A 22242-nucleotide genomic window follows, 5' to 3' on the forward strand; every position below is an offset into this window, starting at 1 on the left:
CTCTGAGAACTCAGTTTAGGTTTATGGCTTAGGTTTCTTTTTAGCACTAGCCTCATACTGAAATGTAGCTGTTTTTGACAGCTATTTTTAAAATTACCAACATCTCTTAGTCAAGAAGTAATAACCTCAGCAAAATTTCAATATAATCTTGATAAATTAAATGCCCACCATTACTTGCTATTACTAAAGCACCATGCGATTGCAAAAAATGAATTTCATGGTCCGATAGTGCTCCAACCCTATTATCTGTTTTCCCATATAAGAATATAACATTAGATAAATCGGTTTGTCCCAGTTCTTCGGTCAGTTTTCTATCTACGCCTGCTGCTTGAAATAAATTGATGTTTTTGTCCAATACTGTTGATGGTGGGTTTCCTAGGTAAATAGTTTTACCGTCACTCTTGAAAAGCGTACGCTCTCCTTTTAATCGTGGTTTCCACATCTCGTCATTCATGTCTAAACGTGATGTGGTGATGACATAGCCATCAGCGATGTTACCGTAAGTAGCAATCAGCCTAGATATTAGGAAACCACCTCCAGAACCGCCTATTAAAAATACTTTCTTGTTTTGGGATTTAAAAAATTGAACAACTTCATATAGATTTTTTTGGGATTGCCTTTCAAAGTTCTTTAGCTCTTCAAAAGTAAGCTCTTTGTTTTCGAAAGGATTAGGGTTAAGCATCTGACCTTGTTTGACATTCACCCATAAATAGTTGCCAACTATATCCTTTAACTTGGCAAACCTCCAAGTATCTAAGGCAAAACTAGGCCCTCCTTGAGAGCATATAATTATGGTGTCACTTTGAATATTGCCAACCGAATATCCAAGATTTTTGATGCTATCTGGTATATTAGGATAGTTTATTTTACTATCAACCTTATAAACAACCAGTGCTTTGTAATCTCCATTCTCGTCAACAAATGCTTCAGGGACAAGCTCCCCAGATTTTACTTGATTTATAACGGCATCAAAAGTGGTAGGTGTGCCATCAGCATAAAAAACCAAGTCTATTTTTTTGAGGGAGGATTTTTTAAAAGCTCTGCATGAGTAATGGGTTTTAATTGTTCAGGGATGAAGTCGAAATTCTGTCCATGTAAAACATTAAAAAAAATAAAATTTAGGGTTAGAAATAAGAAAAAGCGCTTCATGATATCTGAGGTTAATAGTTGTCAATGTCGGGGCTCCACACAGTTTGGAAACCGCCCCGACATTGAGAAACGACCGAAGGGATGTTTCTCAACGATTGTATATACGAAACTAGTTTAGTATATTTTTCATTTAGCTGAATGGGCATCTTGCTCTATTTTTTTCCCAACCAACATCTATTCAGTCTTTTAAATTAGGAAATAATCCACTTTAAAAATCATTTCTATTCATACACCCAAGTTAACATCAGGAAAACTTTAGAAAATTTGGTATCGATTTGCTCATCTATGCCAAAAAAACCAAGGAGGCTTTCTCATACAAGCTTTTTGTCACTTTGAGTTAAAGCATTGTCCAATCCAAAAAATGCTGAAAATATTTTGGCTTCTCTGGTTTTATCAATTTCAGGAACTGAAGATGATAATCGAATTTCACGATTTGTACAGCCAAAACTGATTACCATTAAAATCAGAATCATCATCAGATGGATATTTGACAAATTTATTTTCATTTCTCTTTACCAATATTTAAGTACATTTTCATAGTGACCAACGATTGTGTATAGTGCGTATCCCAGAGGATATTCACTATACACAGTTTAGGCAAACGTTTCTATTCTTTCAAATCGGTCAAGAATCAAATTATCATTATTCCATCTTAATTTGATATCTCAACTTCGGGAACCAAATAATCGCCACTTAAAACTTCTTCTCCAGGCAGATAAACTCTAAATAAAAAATTCCAACCTTCAGGCGCATCAAGACGATTAGGAACATCGCCACAAACATCTTTTGATCCAAAATGTACGGTGAAGGTTCCATCTCCGTTTAGTTGAACATTGGAATTATTCAACAGACAATTCTCCGTTTTGATATAACCGTCTTCTCCATAAACGGTAATGGACCAAAACCCTTTATTATCTGGTACTTTGTAAGTGGCCGTATAGCAGTCTGAAGCAATTATTTCTTTTGGCTTATAATTTAAATAGGTTGCAGCTTCTTCAGGCAACAAGCCCCAGGCTGCCGCCGCAGCAATGTGTCTTGTCTTTTCATTTACTTCACCTCTTTTTCCCATCATACCTTCCCAGCTAGAATACTTTGCACTTTCCTCATTGTAGACTGCTCTTAAAGAATCCAGAGACTCTAAACTCCATTTAAATTCAGGAAACTCATGTGCGGACTTGGACTTTACAATAAATTGATCTTGAAGATCATTGAGTTTTGCAATTTCTTCATTGTCATCTGCATCGAAGACCTGAAGTCTTATTATGATGTATAGAAAATCAGTGTTGCCTTCAATTTTGTATAGACCAGGTTGATAAATCAAATCTTGTACGTAATGGTCATTATCAATGATGAAAATAGATGCATATCGATCATCTGGCATTTCGGGAAATGTGATATCCAAGCCATCACTTGCATCAAATACACCTCCTGAATAGAGTACATCTCTATTCATACGAATCACTGTTTGCTTATCTAATGGTGTTGGTTGTCTAAAGTGGAAAAAATTGTTGGTTTGTCCCGCATTTTTAATCATTTCCATGAAGGCACGATCTGTTTCTGCTCGAATAAATGTTTCGGTGTAACCATGACTTGCTCTATTGAAGCTTTGGTTTTTTCTTGGTTTGATTTCTCGGTTTGATTGCATGCCAGCAGAGACATGGCTACAATCATAAATAATACTTTTTCATATCACCTTTTTTAATGTTTTCCAACGACCTTGAATACGCAACTAGTTTCACAACTATTTCATTTAGCTGAATGGGCATCGGGCTCTGTTTTTCCCCCAACCAACATCTATTCAGTCTTTTAAATTAGGAAATAATCCACTTTAAAAATCATTTCTATTCATTCACCCAAGTTAACATCAGGAAAACTTTAGAAAATTTGGTATCGATTAGCTCATCTATGCCAAAAAACCAAGGAGGCTGTTTCATACAAGCTTTTTGTCACTTTGAGTTAAAGCATTGTCCAATCCAAAAAATGCTGAAAATATTTTAGCTTCTCTGGTTTTATCAATTTCAGGAACTGAAGATGATAATCGAATTTCACGATTAGTACAGCCAAAACTGATTACCATTTAAATCAGAATCATCATCAGATGGATATTTGACAAATTTATTTTCATTTCTCTTGACCAATATTTAAGTACATTTTCCTAGCTACCCACGGTATCGGTAATGAGTAGTGGTATAGTTAAACTGCTAATTTTGAAAGTACTCACCAAACTGAAAATCCGTTAAGATTTTCTGAATTTGACGAGAGCGAGCAATTACTTATAGTTCCCGTTATTGGGCTTTCATTATATGTTGGTTTAAAGTTTCTTAATTTAAGAGACTAATTTTAAGGCTGTTCAGATCCTGACCCAAACAACAAATTATAAACCATGAAAAAAATTTCTCTGTTATATCTATCGTTGTTGATGATTTGGAGTTGTCAAAAACGACCAGAATATGATTTAGTAATACAAAATATAACCGTGTTCGATGGTAATGAAGACCTTGGTATAGTTAATCTTGCAATTTCGGGAGACACTATAGCTGCCATCAGCACCGAACGACTTTTAGCAGATTCGATAATTGAAGGTAATGGAAAATACATCATTCCGGGATTGGTAAATGCTCATGTTCATATGTGGGAATCAGATATGCTGAAAGAATCATTTAATAATGGTGTACTGACAGTTTTAGATTTATATGATCCATGGGGTATAGCTCCGCGCATGCGGGCCTATCGTGATTCATTAGGGCATTCTAACTACTATGGAGCAGGTATGGGTGCAACTGTTGAGGGAGCCCATCCTCATAGAACAATTCCACATCCACCTAATTATCCACTTATCTCAGACACCTTGACCCCAAAACAATTCGTGAAGATAGCGCAAGAATCAGGTTCTGAGGTCATCAAGATAATCCGACAACCAGATAATTTTGAAGGAGACAATTTTGAAGGAGATAGTTTGGTTCCAATGCCTACCTTGTCCTATGATCAGATACAGGAAATAATTGAAGAAGCTCGTGTTTACAAAATCCCTTCCATTGTTCATATCGATGATCTTGAGGACGCCTCAATCATTGCCGAGTTTCGGCCTAGTGGTTTTGCGCATCTTTGGGCAAAGAAAGGGGAGCTAACTCAAGAAGATATAGATGTCTTTCGGGAATCCGGGGTGTTCTTTATAGCCACACTCTTGTTGCAGCATAATCTTAATTTACGATTAGAGTACGACAAGACCCTAAGTCCAGAACGCATAGCATTTGAAAAGGAAAAGTTTCTTAATCCTGATTCGCTTTTTGAAAGAAAAATTTATGAATTATATGAGGCCGGAATTCCGATTATTGCAGGTACAGACCCTCCCAATGCTGGAGTTAACTACGGGTCTGATTTAATTGAAGAGCTGAGGATCTATTTAAAGGCAGGCATTCCTTTAAAAGAAACACTAAAAACCGCAACCGGTAATGCTGCGAAATATTTACCAATTGATGGAAATGGCTCGCTTGAAGTTGGCGGTCCCGCCACATTCCTTTTCCTCTCAAATGACCCGTTGAAAAATATTGATGCTCTAAAGTCTATCGAACTTATTTATAAAAATGGAACTTCTATTGTTCCAGTTGATTTCAAATACGAATTTGACGACACGCCATTTGACTAATTTTTAGAGATAAATTTAAATTATTTCCTACTGAAAGTCATTGATACAAAGTTTTCTAAAGGATTTTATCATTGATTACTTTTGGTCAAAATGAAGTACAATGTCGGGGCTATGCATATTGCGGAACTAAATAGCACTTCACTGTCCGTCTCCCGATATGTTTGTTAGTTTTTTTCCTTTCAATTTTGCCCTAAAACCCGAGTTGCTTATAGTTTTTTTTTTGGCAACTGGCTTTTTTCTTTTTCAGGAAACTCCAATTACATATGAGGTCATTGACTTAATTTTCGTCCCTTTTGCTACTTGAAAGACATAAAACTCTGAAAATGCATATTCTTTTCCGTCTTGCATTTTCATTATTCCATTTGCAGCTCCTTCTTTTCCGTGAGACAATATTTGCTCAAGAACTAATTCGCTTACTTTTTTGGATTTCATTTTTTCCAATTCCACGGCAAACCTTTCTTTCCCTTCGATTTTTTTGTTGCCAATTATATTCCAAACAATATCATCAGTTACACTATCAGAAATAAAGGCCAAGTCTCCTTTTGCAAAGGCAATGTTGAATTCCTTTAAGAATTCCATTTTCGGTGAATTTCCACAATTTGGACTTGAAATAATTTTTGTCATTCCCTATGTGTTCGATTTCAGTTCATTTTTTTTAGCTTGTTGCCAATGTCGGGGCGGTTTCCAAATGGGGTGGAGCCCGACATTGAGAAACGACCGAAGGGATGTTTCTCAACGGTCCTCAGCTAGGAGACGGCGGGCATTAGGAGCCTTTTTCTTCCAGCCTACTCCTAACTTCTTAAAGATTCTGCTTTTCATATTTACTCTGACCCACCCGCTGTATCTAAGGTGATGTTGTGCAACGTATTTAATTCTTAAAATCTTTTGGTACATCAGGTCTTACTTGAGTCAAAATAAGCTCAAAGCGAAAATTATTTTTCAATTTCAGAAAATTTGTTTTATCTAAACCGTTAAGATTCATACCATAAATTTTTAGTGTTTCTTCTTCTATAAATTGTTGTAAAGCTGAAAATGATTTGTCTACAACCTCGCTAATAGTTTTCTGTGACGCATCACGCCATTCTAATAAAAAATACATGCTCGTCTAGTTGTTGCCCTTCAATTTTTTTATAAAGCTCATCTAAAACATAATAATGAACTGAATCCATGGAGGTATATTCTAGGCCGACTCGAATCTCTTGGTTACTTTTTACTAAAATTTCGATAGTTCCCGAGCTGGGCGTGACAGGCGAACAAATATCAGAAATACTCAAGTTTACCAAAATTGGATCGTCATTTTCCAAAGTGATTAGACTTTTAAATGATAGAGTTGTGTCGCATAAATCCACTTGACTCTTTCTGGCTATGTCATATCTTAATTCAACGTAATCTTCAGAAAAATCCAATAATATCGTTTCTCTGTTCATATCATCCACCAAAAGATCTCTAAGTCTTGAGTTTTCATCTAGTGAGGTACATGATAAAAGAAATAGAAGTCCGAGAAGCTTTTTTTACCCTCATTTATTGTTGTCTTCATATGTTGCACAACGGTCTATGTATGATCAGTTGCGGTTTAAAGAACGAAAATATTCTTTAGGTATTACCGATAATCGATTGCAGGAATTTCCCTATGGAAATTCCTGCAATCGATTATACATTTTGTTGGCATTTCGTTTTTATTCAATTGTTTTCATTAGTTCAGGGGCTAATCCTGCAATATTTGCGGTCAATTTGCCTAGAGCTGAAACATTTGATAGAATTATTATGCCATTTTTAGATTTTGTGTTCAGTATCACCGAAGATGTATATCCGCCCGTGCCTCCGTTATGCCAGTCCCAAACTTCGCCAGAATCCGTTTTTATCAATCCCCAAGCCAAACCTGTCGAGTAATTTTCGTCTACTGTATAATGCTTTACTCTGGTCAATTTTAATTCCCTATTTGTTTCATCAAATTGTGCAAGGGCAAATTTTGATAGATCTTGAATGTTAGAAAGTATTCCTCCCGCTCCCATGTGTACGGACATATCCCAATTCGGGACTGAAATACCTTTGTCATTCAATCCCTCTACTAGTATTTCCCTTACTTTATCACGATTGGTTGTTGAGCTAGACATATGATATTTGGAGAATATTCTCTTCTGCAACAAATCTTCATAAGTGGTATTATCAATTTTCTCAAGTAGATAACCTAAAAGACCAAAACCCAGATTGGAGTAGGAGGACTTTGTTCCTGGCTCGTCGATTAATTCTAGCTTTTCGCTAAGATATAGCTCCAGTTTTTCTTCTCCATAGTCCTTGTATGGATTTTCTAAACTTAGATTCGGGGAGCTCAGACTAATTGGCACGCGTGGTAGCCCAGAGGTATGGGTCGCCAGTTGTTTGAAAGTAATTTGAAAGTTGTCCTTCAGCGAAAAATCAAGGTGCTCATTAATGTTGTCTTCAAGACCAATTTTTTTGTCCAATACAAAATCGGCTAGTAAGGTGGCAGTAAAAACCTTTGTGATGGAACCTATTTCGAAAACGCTAACTGAATTATCAATGGGCAGAATTGAATCATTTTCTTTACTATATCCAATGAAGTTTACGTTTCCATTTTCAATTAATGCAATTGACAATTGCGCTTTGTTCGGGAGGATGGTCAAACAATCGGAAATTAATTCTGATTGCTTTTCTGTGAGATGGATTTTCTCCTTTCGTTTCATAATTGACTTTTCTCGTTGTCCATATCCAGAAAGAAATATTAACGCAAAGAATGTTATCCAGAGATAGTTTTTCATTAGTTTTTTTAAATGAAGGCCAACTGCCAAGCTAAGAAACGTGGGGATTTCAAAGTGCATTCCTGTCCGCCCTTGACGAACTAAACTACGAACTTCTATGCTAGCTTTCAGTACGTTTCTCCCCATGTTTTCTTAGGTTTTGTTAGGCTCAGTCTTTTTTTAATCAAATTTACCCGTTAAATGAAAGTATAAGTAAGTGATTGATATTCCACGTGGGGAAGAAGCGTTACCATGAGTTTCTGGGAATGCTTTCCTGAATTCAATCCATGACTTGTTTTGTGTCTTATATGCTTCAATAATCTTTTCCGAATTAGTATTTAAAATATCGTCAAGTTCTTTCAGAGTTTTAATTTTCAAACTTTTAACTTGATTTAGGTTTTTCTGACTTATCGATTCTTCATTATAGTGGAGTGAGCTGTCTGTGAGGTTGGCTATTGCTAGATCAATTGCGTTGCATGTATCTGACTCCATAACATAGGCTTGAAGTGAGTCTATGTTAATTGGTGTATCTGATATTCTGTTAACTTTTCTTGGAACTAACTCTTTTTGGCTCTTAATTATTTCTTCTCTTATTGTTCCGAATTCCTGATCTGCAAGTTCCAATAAAGCAGCTACTCTAAATAATTTTCTCCTGTAAACAGTGCCTGGTTTATCTTTGGCTTTATAGTCGATTTTATGAGATATTTCCGCCCAAGCATGTTGTAAGATTGTTCGAACTTGAATCTCTGCTTTCAAGTCTGCGAAACGCTTTTCATGAGATTTGAAAGACTCAATTTTTGCATTTGAAATCACAATATGAAAAGAAGCATATCCAAATTCAGATTCTGACTTTGCGGCATTGGTATTTGTATTCTTCTCATCTATTTCAAATGCTTCTTCAAATTGCTTAATAATGAAAGGAATTTCGTCTTCATAAGTTGTTACTACTCGTAATCCAACCAAGTCTGTTACATCGTTTAAGGACTCGTATTTTAGGTCAGAAGCAATCTTTAGCGATAAACTAGTTGGGTCTTTAAGTCGTCCCGTAACTAGTTGAATATTTAGGCGCTCGTACTTTAGGACCTTATTATTTATGTCATCGAGCAAAGCTTCTGCGTACTCGTGATAAAGTCTATAATGATCTTTGTATTTATCTAGTAGTTTCATTTAGCTTCTGACTAACGAACCATAAAACCCTTAAAAATCAGATGTTTTAAGGCCCAGGTCGTCTTCTTTGAGACCGAATTTATCGATTTGCTTCTTTATCCTTTTAACTAATTCCAACTTTCTTTTCTGATCTAAAAAGAGATAGCCTTCCGGGTTGATGTACGGAACTCCTTTGACCACCATATTCCAGATAATAACTGCCAACTTTCGGGCTGTGGCACTGATAGCCGAAACCCTTCCCTTTCGGAAGTTAATCCGCCGTGGAAAAAGTCTCGCAATGGAGTGGAATCTTTCAGGTTTCCGATTGCATTTGCTGCATTCCGAAGTGCTATCTTCAGACGGTTGCTTCCTTTGGGGACTTTGCTGGAGAGAACCTTTCCTCCGCTGACTTTATTGTTGGGTGCAAGCCGGAGCCAACTGGCAAATTGCTTGGCAGTTTTGAATTTTCTGATCCCTTCCAACCCAACTTCACTCATCAGGGCCAAGACGGTCGAATAACTCATGCCTTCAATGGCCAAAAGATCTGTCCCTTCAAACATCTGATAGGATCTCAGATTCAGATCAATGTCTTTTGGCGTATTTTTATTCACCCTTTTGTGCGGCTTTGGGTCAAGGTGATGCTGCCTCTTATTATCATCCGAATTGATGATCTGTTCCAGCATTTTATCAATTTCCAGGTCACACTGTTCTATTTTATTTTGCAGATGGTCATACGTTTCCAACTCCTGCTGCAGGGCAAATAGGTAATCCCTACGTCCATTGCCCTGTAAAGCTCTGGCTATCTCTTCTTCACTTTTCCTGCAGTTCCCGTGCCGTAAAGAGGCGAGTTTTGCCGGATCCACCTCCCCTTCACAGATCGAACGGATGATCAGAAGGCCGGTCAGGCCACAGATATCTTTCACCACCACGTCAAGTCTGAAATTCATCAACCGCAGGTATTTCTGCATCTTCTTGGAAGTAGATGCTGCTAAATGAAGTAGATTCGAGCGATGGCGGCAGTAAGTCCGAAGTTCTTCAGTCTGCCCATCCGGAAGAAAGCTACCCGTTAAAAGTCCCAGGGTATGCAACTTTTGGATCCACTGACAGTCCTTGATATCAGTTTTCTTCCCCTTGATGTTTTTAGTGAACTTCCCATTGCATAGGATGACCTGAAAGTTTCTGGAGAGCAGTACTGCATACAGGTTTTGCCAATAGGTACCTGTACTTTCCATGGCAATAGTTTTTACACCCTTTTCATTCAGCCAGTCTGCCATGGCAAAAAGATCCTGGTTGAAAACCCCGTACTCCCGAACATCCTGTTCAGACTGGCCCACTGCCACCCAGTGGGAGCGACTGCCTACGTCAACACCCGCAGCATGCGGATTGACGACTTCCATAACGATAGATTCCTGTTCCATAAAAATCAGGTTTTGAATACTCTCCGGGGATGTGCTTTTGGCAAGAAAATATTCTGAACAGGGTTCCCGAAAAAATCGGGACCGCTACTGAAGTAATCGCAAGCATCCCAACCAGGATTGCGCCCGTGCTTCCCGATCTCTCAGGAGCAACAGTTTAAAAATCGGCCTTTCGGAGAGTCAATGAATTTACTAAAAAAGCGAATTCGAAACCGTTAGCTACGGAAGTAAATGTTTCAATATATAGGGGATTGTGGCTAACGGCCATGTATATGAAACGTAAGGGATTTGAAACACTTTCCTTTCAAGCTTGCACGTAGCCAAATTTGCGTTTTGACATAAATTTAAAATATTTAACAAAATTGTCAAATCGCAGATTTGGCGGACTTGATTAAACGCACAAATGTTCCGTAATCCACTGTCACCCTTATGTTTTATATACTTTGGTTGCACTAAACCTGCGGTAGTTTCGGAACAGCCAAGAAGCGGTATCTTTTTAGATCATTCATTAACTCTTATTAATCATGAAAAAAAGGAAACCATCCTCCAGGCTGCCTGTTCCAAGATAGCTGGATTTGCTGAACTAGTAGCCAAGTTTGAGCAGAAAGTTGTCGTTGCCAATAAAAAGCAAAAGTACCCCTCTCCAACTATGCCAGACATCTGGCAAAACTGGCCATCCACTTCAACGAATTACCCACTCAAGTGGACCTGACCGGATCAACGATTACCTGCATCTGGTCAAGCGGAGCCGCAACACCCCTTCTGAAGCTTATTTCAAGTTTACAGTTTATGCTCTTCGGTTTGCCTACCGCATTGAGGGGATGAAGGATAAGCGGATCGAGCTTCCGACCGTTAAGCGGAGTAAAAGACTTCCCATTGTACTGAGTAGGGAAGAAGTCCGCAGACTTCTTAAAGCTCCCAAACTTCTAAAACACCGCGTTCTGATAGCCCTGCTTTACGGCTGTGGACTTCGCTGTTTGAGGTCAGGAACCTGAAGATTGCCGATCTGGATTTTGACAGAAAGATGCTTCATGTAAAGGATGGCAAGGGAAAGAAAGACCGCTATGTTCCGCTGTCTGATTTATTGATCCGTGGCATTAAGACTTACCTAGAAGCCGAACAGCCCCTTGAGTGGCTGTTCAATAGCAAAAGGGGAACAGATCATCGGTCGTGCCGGAGGAGACTTTGACGGACGTTACTCCCAGCGAGGGGTGCAGTGGGCGGTGAATGAAGCCAAAAAGAAAGCAGGTATCCTTAAGCCGATGAACGTCCACACGTTTGCGGCACACGTATACCACCTGCTGGAAGAGGGTCTGGACATTCCTGACCATTAAAGATCTGCTGGGGCATGAATGCATCGACACCACGATGATCTACCTGCATGTCGCCCAGACAGAAAAATGCCGTGCCTTTAGTCCGCTCGACAGGCTGTACCTGTCAGAAAGTGAATGCACGCTTTGAAGTGGCCATGTGCTCAAGCAACACTGGGCAGAGGTGGAAAAGCACCCACATATCAATGGCTGGCAGTTGCGGACGCTATCGGCGCTGAAACGCTGCCGTACTGCTGATCTGGGTGGACATGTGGATGCCTGTACAGACTGTGGCTCGATACGTATCAGTTATAACAGTTGTCGAAACAGACATTGCCCCAGGTGCCGGGGCAAAAACGGGGAGGATTGGATCGCCAAGCGCGAAGCCGAGTTGCTTCCAGTACCCTATTTTCATGTGGTATTCACTTTGCCGGACACCTTAAATCAACTGGCATTGCACCAGCCCAAAGCTGTCTATGACAGCCTGTTTGAAACTTCTTGGAAAACGGTAGCCTGTTTCGCCGGGACCAAAGCATCTTGGGGCAAAGCCTGGAATGATCGCCATCCTACACACCTGGGGACAGACACTCAACCTTCACCCCATCTGCACTGCATCGTGCCGGGAGGTGGATTGACAAAATACCAAAAGTGGAAAACAGCCAAAAGCAAAGGCAAGTACTGTTTCCGGTGATGGCTATGAGCATAGTATTCAGAGCCAAGTATGTAAAAGCTCTAAAATCCAGAATCAATCCCGATAAAGAACTTGATCAATGCTTTGTTCCAAAAAGAATGGGTGGTATATGCCAAACGGCCGTTCGGACATCCCAAGGCAGTGCTGGAATATCTGGGTGAATACACCCACAAGGTCGCCATCTCCAACCATCGTATACTGGACATTGACCAAAAGCGCACTTCATTCAGTTACAAGGATTATCGTCAAGGCGCTCAGAGGCTGGAAATGACTCTGGATAATCTGGAGTTTATCAGAAGGTTTTCCATGCATATTTTACCCAAAGGGCTGGTTCGGATCCGCCACTTTGGAATACTCGGCAACTCGGCTAAACAACTCATCATTCAACTTATTCGTCAGGAACTGGAATTCCGATTCAGAAAAGGAGCCCCGGATCACCAAACCTATAACCCACGATACTGCCACTGCTGCCAGAAGGAAACCATGAGTGAGCAGCCAGCGCCTGCCCAAGCGCGTGGCCCTCCAAAGGCCGTCTTTTCTACTGTCACAATCAATTTTAGTTCCTGATTTTACTCGGGCTACCTGCCCGCCGCAGGAGGGGAAACCTATGCCCATGCAATAAAAAAGCCCCCTCAAAGGCGTTGGAAAGGCTAAAAACAAAGACTTTTCTTTAAATCGATACCGAATCTACTGGTAGGCATTACTTTTTAATCTAATTGGACACCTCGTTTTCTTCAAAAAAACCTGACTCAATCCCCATAAAGACCTCACCGGTCCGTGCAACATCGGTTTCATCGTTCGTGCTACGCACGCGACGAAAACCTAGTTGTTGGCATTTCGTTTTTTTAAAATTGGTAAGACACTCCAACGTTTGCAACTCCTCTATAACCCACACCTAATTCTACGAAGCCCGCCAAAGCTTTTCCAAAGCGAAACCCTAGAGCGTTCACATGAAAGTTGAAATATCCATCGCTCTTATCTTCAATATTCGAAGAAGTCGTGAAATCTGTGTTCTGCGATGTATAAGCAATGCTAGCTCCTGAATACATTTGAAACCAATCCTTAGAAATGTAGTGGTAGTCTGAGCCAAAGCCAACGGTAAAATATCGCTGCGAGACGTCTCCTGTTATTAGGCCGTTTTCAATTACATCTTCAGACACCACTTGATATGCAGCGTCTGCGTAGAAAAACCATTTATCCTTGATTGCTATTTTATATGTCAGGTTAAAGGCAGGAGTCACTGTAGTGTTAGCATAAGAAACTCCACTTATAATGTCTTCAACAGTGTTTAAGAATTCATTACTTGTTTCAAATCCTACACCAAATTTGATTTCATGTGTTCCCTTTTCTTGAGAAAATGCTAAAGTCGATACCAGACCGAAAATAGCAGCGAGTACTGTTTTTTCATCTTTCAATAAATTTAATTGGTCCTACTCTTGAGGTTTTTCGGATTCCACCATTTTGTTCTTTCTTCAATTTTGAATGAATGCCAACGGTTTGCATATGGCTTGTGGCGGTTTCGAAGCACTTTCCAGTCCACCGAAACCAAAGTTGGCTACGAAGCGAAAACCTTGCTGACAGCCGTTTACCCGCCATAAGCCATATGTGGTGTTATGTGGCGATTACTCTTCTTTCTCAAAAAATATCCTAACAATATTATCGGTTTTAACCGGAATACCTTTGATTGTCCCTGGTATCCATCTAGAATAACTAGTTTTTAGTTTCCTTACTGCAATTTTGAATAAATCATCTCGATATTTCTCATTCTCTTCCATTTGAGGGACAAAATTATTTATGTAAAAGTCTGATATTGTGCTGTCCTTTTCTACTATAAAACCTAGGTCAAGAAAGGGCCAACCTCCGAATTCAGATTTATTTTTCACAACGTTGATATTATTTACTTTTATAGTTGTTAAATAATCTCCGGTTCTTTCTATTTCTTTTGGTAGTCTTGGTCTTTCATCACAATCCCAGTATTTCACAAGTATATCTTCTGATTGAGTTCGAAATATGAAAAGACTATCAGCTTTTTCATGAAGTTTTTCTTTGAAACCTACTCCATATTTTTCAATAATTACTTTATCCATGAAATCCCCATAACAACCCTGTGTTTGACCTTCATAAATTACATCGCTTATTAAGTCAAAATCGAATACCAATCCATATTGTTTGCAAAGTTTCCTTAACTCATTTTCATATCGAATTTCTCCGAAAAGAAACCCTATAGTTTGGGTGAATACAATCCTTCCATTTTCTATATCCTTTTTAGCTCTTTCTATTTCAGAAATGCAGAGAGTGTCATTTGAATTAGGATTATTTACATAATGAATTCTTTGAAGTAATTCATCTTCATAAAAATTTTGCTCGTTCTGTGAACAAGCATCAATCGAAATAAGTAAGAAAAGTAGAAATAGCTGCCTCATATTTTTTCAATGCTACATAACGGCCAAGTATAAAAATTGGCCGCCACGACAAACGCTGAAATTATGCACTGGCTTTTCAGCGGCTTGTTTTTATACATTGTTGTAGCCAGTGCCTTTAACGAAAACATAATTATGAAAACTGGAATTGAATTAATTGCCGAAGAAAGGCAGCGACAAATTGAAAAAGAAGGGTGGACTTCTGAACATGATGCGAAACATAAAAATGGCGAGCTTGCCCACGCAGCCGCCACTTATGCAATGACCGACCTATATGGTGATTATGTGCCAAATACTTGGCCATTTGAAAAAGCTGGTACAAGCCAACTCCAAATAATCGTATTCGCGAACTGCAAAAAGCTGGCGCATTGATAGCCGCCGAAATTGATAGGCTAAACGCTCTTTAGGCATTGGTTACAACGATTGTGTATATGAAACTAGTTTCGTATATATTTCATTTAGCTGAATGGGTATCCGGTTCTGCTTTTACCCAAACAACATCCATTTAGCCTTTCAAAATAGGAAATAATCTACTCTAAAAATCACTCTTACCCCTGCTATCGGTCAAATTCTCCTAAAACTTTCGGAAAAGTCCAAAAAGAATAGCTTTTCACTACCAAAAATCAAGAGTTGCGCATATATCCTAAAAATGGAAGATATGCGCAACTTCTACTTCTCCTAGTAAAAACTCCCTAAAACCAAAAAAGCCGACTTGCGCCGGCTTTTGAAATTATGTTCTCTTAAGTTTAGACATTATCACTGCTGATGACTGCAGAGAAATACTCTCTATTCATTCTCGCAATGTTCGTCAAACTGATTTCCTTTGGACATTCTGCCGCACAAGCACCAGTGTTGGTACATGCTCCAAAACCTTCCGCATCCATTTGAGCGATCATTTTTTCTGCCCTGGATTTTTTCTCTACCTGCCCCTGTGGCAACAACGCCAACTGAGAGATTTTGGCAGAAGTAAATAGCATCGCGGAAGCATTCTTACAAGCCGCCACACATGCTCCACATCCAATACAAGTCGCTGCATCAAATGCTTCATCTGCAATGACCTTTGGAATAGGAATCTCATTTGCATCCGGAACACCACCTGTGTTGACGGAAACGTATCCACCAGCTTGGATAATTCTATCAAATGCTGATCTGTCTACTACCAAATCCTTTACTACTGGAAATGCTTTCGCTCTCCAAGGTTCAATGGTAATGGTATCTCCATCCGAGAAAGACCTCATATGCAGCTGACAAGTTGTAGTCTGCTGAGGTCCATGAGGCTTTCCATTAATGTACAAGGAACACATCCCGCAAATACCTTCACGGCAATCGTGGTCAAAGTGTACCGGGTCTTCTCCTTTTTCGGAAAGTTCCTCATTCAGTACATCCAACATTTCTAAAAGGACATATCCTTGGAAATTCCATCCAATGGATAATTGACAAAACCTCCTTGATCAGAAGCGTTCTTTTGTCTCCATACTTTCAATGTCAATTTCATATAGCTATGAATTTTAGTCTAGCGATTATTTGTAAGATCTCTGGGTCAACTTCACATTCTCAAATACAAGAGGCTCTTTGTTAAGTTCCTCTTCTTCCTCGTCTCCCATGTATTTCCAAGCGGCTACGTACGCAAAGTTTTCATCGTCACGCAAAGCCTCTCCCTCTGGAGTTTGGTATTCTTCTCTGAAGTGTCCTCCACAAGATTCATTTCTATTCAATGCATCATCCACCATCAATTCTCCTAATTCTAAGAAGTCAGCTACTCGATGCGCTTTTTCCAAAGATTGGTTCAATTCTTCATTAGCTCCCAATACTTTCACGTCCTTCCAGAATTCAGCTCTCAATTGCTTGATTTCAGCCTTTGCTTTCGTCAACCCCTCAGCAGTTCTGGCCATTCCGCATTCATTCCACATGATTTTACCCAACTTCTTATGGAAATAATCTACGGTCTTTGAACCGTTAATGGAAAGTAATTTCTGGATTTTGGCTTTCACCTCTGCCTCCGCTTTGGCAAACTCAGGATGGCTAGTATCTACTTTCTTAGCTAGATTTTGTGCTAGATAGTCTCCTAATGTATAAGGAATCACAAAATAACCGTCGGCCAATCCTTGCATCAAGGCAGAAGCCCCTAGTCTGTTCGCTCCGTGATCCGAGAAGTTTGCTTCTCCCAAAGCATACAATCCTGGCACCGTAGTCATCAAATTATAATCCACCCAAAGTCCACCCATGGTGTAGTGAACAGCTGGATAAATCATCATCGGAGTTTGATAAGGGTTTTCACCGGTGATCTGCTGATACATGTCAAACAAGTTGCCGTATCTAGCTCGAATGGCATCCTCTCCATCTCTGATAATGGCATCTCTGAAGTCCAAGAATACCGCTTCACCGGTTTCATTGACACCTCTACCTTCATCACACACATATTTCGCATTTCTGGAAGCCACGTCACGAGGAACGAGGTTACCGAAACTTGGGTATTTTCTTTCTAAGTAATAATCTCTGTCCTCATCTTTGATTTCAGATGGTTTGATCTGGCCTTTTCTCAATTTTTCAGCCATTTCCACTGTCTTTGGCACCCAAACTCTTCCGTCATTTCTTAGTGACTCAGACATCAAAGTCAACTTAGACTGATGATCTCCGGAAACTGGAATACAGGTAGGGTGAATCTGAGTATAGCAAGGATTCGCAAAATACGCTCCTTTCTTATGTGCTCTCCAAGCGGCTGTCACATTGGACCCCATGGCATTGGTAGAAAGGAAAAATACGTTACCATATCCACCAGTACAAAGCAATACAGCATGGGCAGCATGTGTTTCGATCGCTCCAGTGATTAAGTTTCTGGTCACAATCCCTCTAGCTTCCCCATCAATGGTCACCAAATCCATCATTTCCGTTCTTGGATACAGCTTTACTTTACCATTGGCTACCTGACGGCTCAAGGCTGAATAGGCACCCAACAACAACTGCTGTCCAGTTTGGCCACGAGCATAGAAGGTTCTGGAAACCTGTGCACCACCAAAAGATCGGTTGGCAAGCAATCCACCGTATTCACGTGCAAAAGGAACTCCTTGAGCCACGCATTGGTCAATAATATTGACAGAAACTTCAGCTAGTCTATATACATTGGACTCTCTTGCTCTATAGTCACCACCTTTAATGGTGTCATAAAACAATCTAAAAACGGAGTCACCATCATTTTGGTAATTCTTGGCAGCGTTGATCCCTCCTTGCGCAGCAATGGAGTGAGCCCTTCTCGGACTATCTTGAAAACAAAAAGCTTTCACATTGTATCCTAGTTCCGCCAAAGAGGCGGCTGCGGATGCACCAGCTAATCCGGTACCAACTACAATTACTTCGTATTTTCTTTTGTTTGCAGGATTAACCAGTTTGCTGGTAAATTTATGTTTGGTCCACTTTTCAGCTAAAGGGCCTGCAGGTGATTTTGAATCTAGTATCATACGGGTCTTTGGATTAGCTCTGTGTAAAATAGATGTACAGCGGCATACTTGCGAAAAGCGCAGGTACCACAATGCAATAAAGTTTGCCTAAACCTTCGATGGCCGGCGTGTATTTTTTATGGTTCAAGCCTAATGTTTGGAAAGCACTGGCAAATCCATGTGAAAGATGAACACCCAAAAAGATCATTGCGATTACATAAAGCGCAACCATCCACTCAATCTGGAATGCAGCCTTCACAATGGTATATAAATCCTTGTATTCTTCCCCACCATAGGTGACAGTTGGGATTGAACCCCAATGCATCTGAGCCCAAAAGCTCTGCATATGCACCACGATAAATAAAAGGATGATGGTTCCTAATACTCCCATGTTTCTGGAAGCAGCGCTTGAATTGGTAGACGCCTTTGAAACAGCATAACCTACAGGTCTTGCCGCCTTATTCTTGCTAGAAAGCATAATTGAATAAATGACATGTCCTATGATAGAGATGTAAGTCAAATAAGACAACAACTTTACCGCAGGATTGGTAGTCATAAACTTGGCGTAAATATTAAATGCTTCGCCTCCGTCACCTTTGAATAAAAGTAAGTTTCCGGAAACGTGTCCTGTCAAAAACAGGATGAGGAAAAGTCCGGTCAATGCCATGATCAATTTCCTGCCTAGTGTGCTACTTAAGGTTTTGGTAACCCAGCTCATACAGTTAGTGCGATTAGATTAGAACGAATTCTTATAATTATTGGAGCCAAATTTACATTTGGATGACTTAGTAAACAATCCAAGTAAATAAGGATTGCTTATTTTAATCGTTTCTAAATAACTAAATTCATTTATGCTATTTTAGTGTTTCGTTTGGTAGTGCAACACTTTGTTAAATTTTATTGTTTGATTTTAACTGAATTTTCTACTTTCTTCCGTTTATTTCGTATAGGTAGAAAATTATAGTTTTGAATTACCAACAAACCGCGTTTACAAGAAAGACGTATCTCAAATTGACCCGATCAAATTGACCAACATGAAACTGAAACTTTCCTTAGGATTTTTTTTACTATTCTTTCTCTTCGGCCTGTCCAATGCGTGGGCAACGCACATCAGAGCAGGTGAAATCATCGCTGAAAGAATTTCCGTACAAACTCTTACCTACAGGATTATTGTTGTAGGGTATACAGATACCCGTTCAAGTGTCGTTTTTGGTCCTGGAAATATCAATTTTGGAGATGGACGTGACGAACAACTCAATACTGAAAGTGATTTTTCTTTGGTAGAAAGTCTAGGAGATCAAATTGAAAAAAACACATTTGTAATTACTCATACCTACCAGGGTCCGGGGGTCTATAATATCCGTTTCCAGGAATTTAATAGAAATGACCGTACCCTGAATATGGACAATTCAGTGGACACTCCTTTTTATGTAGAAACTCAAATTACTATTGACCCATTTATCGGAGTCAACAATTCACCTGTTTTGACCATACCTCCTGTAGATAATGGAGCCATCAATTCCAGATACATCCATAATCCTGGTGCATATGATCCAGATGGAGACAGTTTGGCCTATGAAATGGATATTCCTAAGCAGGCATTTCAACGCCCTGTAAATAACTATAGAAGTCCTGCTTCCTCAGAATTTAGCTTTAATCAGCAGGACGGAAGCACTCCCGCTTTCTTAACATTAGACCCGATTTTTGGAGATTTAATATGGGATGCCCCAGGTACAGCAGGGCAGTTTAATGTGGCTTTTAAAATCAAGGAATTTCGGAAACTGGATGGAGAATGGGTGCAGATTGGCTATGTGATCCGTGATATGCAGATCATTATCGAGAATTCTGATAACCGAAGGCCTGAATTAATATTACCTCCTGATATCTGTGTGGAAGCAGGAACTTTGATTGAGGAGATTATTCAAGGTTCCGATCCAGATGGGGACCCAATCAGAATTGATGTTTATGGAGAACCTATAGAAATTACTACGTCACCGGCTACCTATTCTCCAGATGATGGCGATTACCAGCCTAGCCCAGGAATCGTAAACTTCAATTGGCAGACAGTCTGCAACCATGTTAGAGCAAGGGAATATGATGTACGTGTCCGTATTTCTGATCAACCGGCTTCAGGCCCTAGCTTAGTGGACATTCAGACTTGGAGAATTAAAGTGATTGGTCCTCCACCGGTTTTTGACGAGATCGAACAACAGGCAGGAAGGACTGCCGAACTTACTTGGGACCCTTATACTTGCTCGAATTCAGCAAGTGAAATGCAAGTTTGGAGAAGAATTAACTCTGACCCATACGAACCAGACAGCTGTGAAACGGGCATACGTCCAGGATATGAATTGGTAGGAATTACTGATATGTCTACCTTCAGCTTCACGGATCTTAATGGTTCTGAAGGTTTAGACCCAGGCAACACCTATTGTTATAGATTGGTGGCGGCATTCCCATCACCAAGATCTGGAGAAAGTGTAGTTTCTGAAGAAATCTGTATTACGGTGGATGTGGATGTACCGATCATCACCAATGTCAGTGTAGAAAACACCGATCCTTCTGATGGAGAAATCTTTGTAAAATGGACTCCGCCATATGACATAGACCGAACTGTCTATCCAGGACCATTTACCTATGAATTGCTCCGAAATACTGGGTTTGATGGCAACCAAGATCAAATTTCTCTAGGAGTCACTTCCGATACCTTGTTTACAGATACGGGATTGAATACTGAAAACTTGGTATATAACTACGAGGTAATCCTATTGGATCGTGATACCAAAATTGACACTTCATCTAAAGCATCTTCTGTTTGGTTGCAGCCGACCATCATAAATCAAGCAATTGAATTGAACTGGGAATTCCAAGTTCCATGGGATAATGCAGTGCAACAATATACCCATGAAGTGTATAGGAACAGAACAGACGCCGCTTCTGAAGACGAGGATACCTTTGTAAAAATAGCAGAAGTAGATGTCACTCAGGATGGTTTTACCTACTTGGACGATGGAAGCTTTAATGGCATTCCATTGGAAAGAGAGATTGAGTATTGCTATTATGTCATTACTAAAGGTTCTTACAATGTCGATGGCTTGGAATATCCATTGGAAAATAAGTCACAAATTGTTTGTGCAAAACCTGATGACAACAGATTGCCATGTCCACCAGTATTGACTTTTGAGGGCCCTCTTTGTGAGGAATACTTGGCGGAGCAACCATGTAATACTTCCACTTTCTACCACGATTTGAGTTGGGAACCTGACTTCAGTGGAGAATGCGACGATGAGTTGAGTGGATATAAGTTGTATTACACTTCTGATGGGGAAGACAGCGAGTTTACCCTGATTAAAGAAATTTCCGCTTTGGAATTACAAACTCGAATCAGCCAGCTGACCACTTACAGAGGTTGTTATTACATCACTGCAGTGGACAGATCTGGAAATGAAAGTGAACCAAGTAATATCGTATGCGTAGAAAATTGTCCTTCTTATAATCTTCCAAATGCTTTTACTCCGAATGGAGATGGTCTGAACGAGACCTTTATGGCATTTGATAACCCATTCTCCGAGTGTCCACGATTCGTGATTGGAGTGGAAATATTCATTGTTAATAGATGGGGGGCTGAAGTATTCTCTTACAACAGCCTTGAATCCAATGAAAATGACATTTTCATCAGATGGGATGGAAGAGATAAGAATGGAAATGAACTTCCAGCGGGTACTTACTATTATTCTGGTACGGTTACATATGATGTACTAGACCCAAGTCAACAAACTGAAAGTTTAAAAGGAACAATACAACTACTACGATGAGTCAAAAGCAATCCATCATATTCTTTGATGGGGTATGCAACTTGTGTAATACTTCCATTGATTTTGTAATCCAACGAGATAAAAAGGATCACTTCTTAGTGGGAGCGTTGCAAGATGAAACCAGTAAAAGGATCCTTGAGCGATTCGAGGTGGATAAAAACTACCTAGATTCTATTGTCCTTCTTGAATCAGATCAAATATATTATAAAAGTACTGCTGCCCTAAAAATCGCAAAAAACCTTTCAGGGCTTTGGCCTCTTTTGCACCCTTTGGTCATACTTCCGGAAAGTTTTAGAGATTTCATTTATGACTGGATAGGTAAAAACAGATACAAGTGGTTTGGCAAAAAATCTACCTGTAGACTCCCTACCAAAGAGGAACGACAAAAATTCTTAACAGAAGAAAATCTTCCTGACTATCTCTCTGCCAAAGTCTAAACCATCCGCTGGTCGAAAAGCCT

Annotated in this window: 19 protein-coding genes and 2 pseudogenes; 7 read left to right on the top strand and 14 right to left on the bottom strand. The window is 39.7% G+C overall.

Annotation, left to right across the window (positions count from 1 at the left end):
• Positions 1-106: 106 nt before the first annotated feature.
• From V8V91_RS10790 to V8V91_RS10800, 3 genes are all read right to left on the bottom strand, one after another.
• Complete coding sequence (locus V8V91_RS10790) at positions 107-1006, bottom strand: hypothetical protein (protein WP_373400064.1); 900 nt, start codon at positions 1004-1006, stop codon at positions 107-109.
• A 454-nt stretch (positions 1007-1460) separates the two neighbouring features.
• A complete protein-coding gene (locus V8V91_RS10795) occupies positions 1461-1655 on the bottom strand; it encodes a hypothetical protein (RefSeq protein WP_373400065.1) in 195 nt (64 codons plus the stop codon).
• Positions 1656-1801: 146 nt separating this feature from the next.
• On the bottom strand, positions 1802-2794 hold the full coding sequence (locus tag V8V91_RS10800) for a DUF1214 domain-containing protein (protein ID WP_373400066.1): 993 nt from the start codon (positions 2792-2794) through the stop codon (positions 1802-1804).
• A gap of 738 nt (positions 2795-3532) precedes the next feature.
• On the opposite strand from V8V91_RS10800, the gene V8V91_RS10805 reads away from it, so the two are divergent.
• On the top strand, positions 3533-4795 hold the full coding sequence (locus V8V91_RS10805; RefSeq protein ID WP_373400067.1) for an amidohydrolase family protein: 1263 nt from the start codon (positions 3533-3535) through the stop codon (positions 4793-4795).
• 243 nt (positions 4796-5038) lie between these two features.
• On the opposite strand, the gene V8V91_RS10810 is transcribed toward V8V91_RS10805, so the two are convergent.
• From V8V91_RS10810 to V8V91_RS10835, 6 genes are all read right to left on the bottom strand, one after another.
• A complete protein-coding gene (locus tag V8V91_RS10810) occupies positions 5039-5419 on the bottom strand; it encodes a nuclear transport factor 2 family protein (RefSeq protein ID WP_373400068.1) in 381 nt (126 codons plus the stop codon).
• 244 nt (positions 5420-5663) lie between these two features.
• Positions 5664-5894: a hypothetical protein gene (locus V8V91_RS10815; RefSeq protein WP_373400069.1), complete on the bottom strand. Its 231-nt coding sequence runs from the start codon at positions 5892-5894 to the stop codon at positions 5664-5666.
• Positions 5869-6222: a hypothetical protein gene (locus V8V91_RS10820; RefSeq protein WP_373400070.1), complete on the bottom strand. Its 354-nt coding sequence runs from the start codon at positions 6220-6222 to the stop codon at positions 5869-5871. The genes V8V91_RS10815 and V8V91_RS10820 overlap by 26 nt, the downstream gene beginning before the upstream one ends.
• Before the next feature lie 249 nt (positions 6223-6471).
• Positions 6472-7698: a serine hydrolase domain-containing protein gene (locus V8V91_RS10825; protein ID WP_373400071.1), complete on the bottom strand. Its 1227-nt coding sequence runs from the start codon at positions 7696-7698 to the stop codon at positions 6472-6474.
• A gap of 33 nt (positions 7699-7731) precedes the next feature.
• Positions 7732-8718 carry a GTP pyrophosphokinase family protein gene (locus V8V91_RS10830; protein ID WP_373400072.1) on the bottom strand — a complete coding sequence of 329 codons (987 nt, stop codon included), beginning with the start codon at positions 8716-8718 and terminating at the stop codon, positions 7732-7734.
• A 131-nt stretch (positions 8719-8849) separates the two neighbouring features.
• The gene (locus V8V91_RS10835) at positions 8850-10115 is read right to left on the bottom strand and encodes an IS110 family transposase (RefSeq protein WP_373400073.1); all 1266 of its coding nucleotides are present in this window, start codon (positions 10113-10115) and stop codon (positions 8850-8852) included.
• 1021 nt (positions 10116-11136) lie between these two features.
• Here V8V91_RS10835 and V8V91_RS10840 point away from each other — a divergent pair.
• The 3 genes and pseudogenes from V8V91_RS10840 to V8V91_RS10850 all read left to right on the top strand — a co-directional run bounded on the left by V8V91_RS10840 (position 11137) and on the right by V8V91_RS10850 (position 12680).
• Positions 11137-11301 (top strand): hypothetical protein, encoded by a 165-nt coding sequence (locus tag V8V91_RS10840; protein ID WP_373400074.1) that lies wholly within the window; start codon positions 11137-11139, stop codon positions 11299-11301.
• On the top strand, positions 11240-11446 hold the full coding sequence (locus tag V8V91_RS10845; protein WP_373400876.1) for a hypothetical protein: 207 nt from the start codon (positions 11240-11242) through the stop codon (positions 11444-11446). Before V8V91_RS10840 ends, V8V91_RS10845 begins: the two co-directional genes overlap by 62 nt.
• 136 nt (positions 11447-11582) lie before the next feature.
• Positions 11583-12680, top strand: a pseudogene (locus tag V8V91_RS10850) (transposase).
• 278 nt (positions 12681-12958) lie between these two features.
• On the opposite strand, the gene V8V91_RS10855 reads toward V8V91_RS10850, so the two are convergent.
• The gene (locus V8V91_RS10855) at positions 12959-13528 is read right to left on the bottom strand and encodes a hypothetical protein (RefSeq protein ID WP_373400075.1); all 570 of its coding nucleotides are present in this window, start codon (positions 13526-13528) and stop codon (positions 12959-12961) included.
• A 207-nt stretch (positions 13529-13735) separates the two neighbouring features.
• Positions 13736-14536, bottom strand: a complete 801-nt coding sequence (locus V8V91_RS10860; protein WP_373397886.1) for a hypothetical protein — start codon at positions 14534-14536, stop codon at positions 13736-13738.
• A gap of 36 nt (positions 14537-14572) precedes the next feature.
• Between V8V91_RS10860 and V8V91_RS10865 the strand changes: the two genes are divergently transcribed.
• Positions 14573-14905 (top strand): hypothetical protein, encoded by a 333-nt coding sequence (locus tag V8V91_RS10865; RefSeq protein ID WP_373400076.1) that lies wholly within the window; start codon positions 14573-14575, stop codon positions 14903-14905.
• Positions 14906-15279: 374 nt separating this feature from the next.
• Here V8V91_RS10865 and V8V91_RS10870 read toward each other — a convergent pair.
• From V8V91_RS10870 to V8V91_RS10880, 3 genes and pseudogenes are all read right to left on the bottom strand, one after another.
• Positions 15280-16028, bottom strand: a pseudogene (locus V8V91_RS10870) (succinate dehydrogenase/fumarate reductase iron-sulfur subunit).
• Positions 16029-16053: 25 nt separating this feature from the next.
• Positions 16054-17988: a fumarate reductase/succinate dehydrogenase flavoprotein subunit gene (locus V8V91_RS10875; protein ID WP_205646998.1), complete on the bottom strand. Its 1935-nt coding sequence runs from the start codon at positions 17986-17988 to the stop codon at positions 16054-16056.
• 13 nt (positions 17989-18001) lie between these two features.
• Positions 18002-18685 (bottom strand): succinate dehydrogenase cytochrome b subunit, encoded by a 684-nt coding sequence (locus V8V91_RS10880; RefSeq protein ID WP_074226253.1) that lies wholly within the window; start codon positions 18683-18685, stop codon positions 18002-18004.
• A 316-nt stretch (positions 18686-19001) separates the two neighbouring features.
• On the opposite strand from V8V91_RS10880, the gene V8V91_RS10885 reads away from it, so the two are divergent.
• Together V8V91_RS10885 and V8V91_RS10890 are read left to right on the top strand one after the other, a co-directional pair.
• Entirely contained in the window at positions 19002-21782 is a 2781-nt protein-coding gene (locus V8V91_RS10885; RefSeq protein ID WP_373400077.1) for a gliding motility-associated C-terminal domain-containing protein, read from the top strand.
• The gene (locus tag V8V91_RS10890; RefSeq protein WP_373400078.1) at positions 21779-22219 is read left to right on the top strand and encodes a thiol-disulfide oxidoreductase DCC family protein; all 441 of its coding nucleotides are present in this window, start codon (positions 21779-21781) and stop codon (positions 22217-22219) included. Before V8V91_RS10885 ends, V8V91_RS10890 begins: the two co-directional genes overlap by 4 nt.
• Positions 22220-22242 lie beyond the last annotated feature (23 nt).

This window comes from Algoriphagus halophilus, assembly GCF_041729275.1.
GTDB lineage: Bacteria > Bacteroidota > Bacteroidia > Cytophagales > Cyclobacteriaceae > Algoriphagus > Algoriphagus halophilus_A.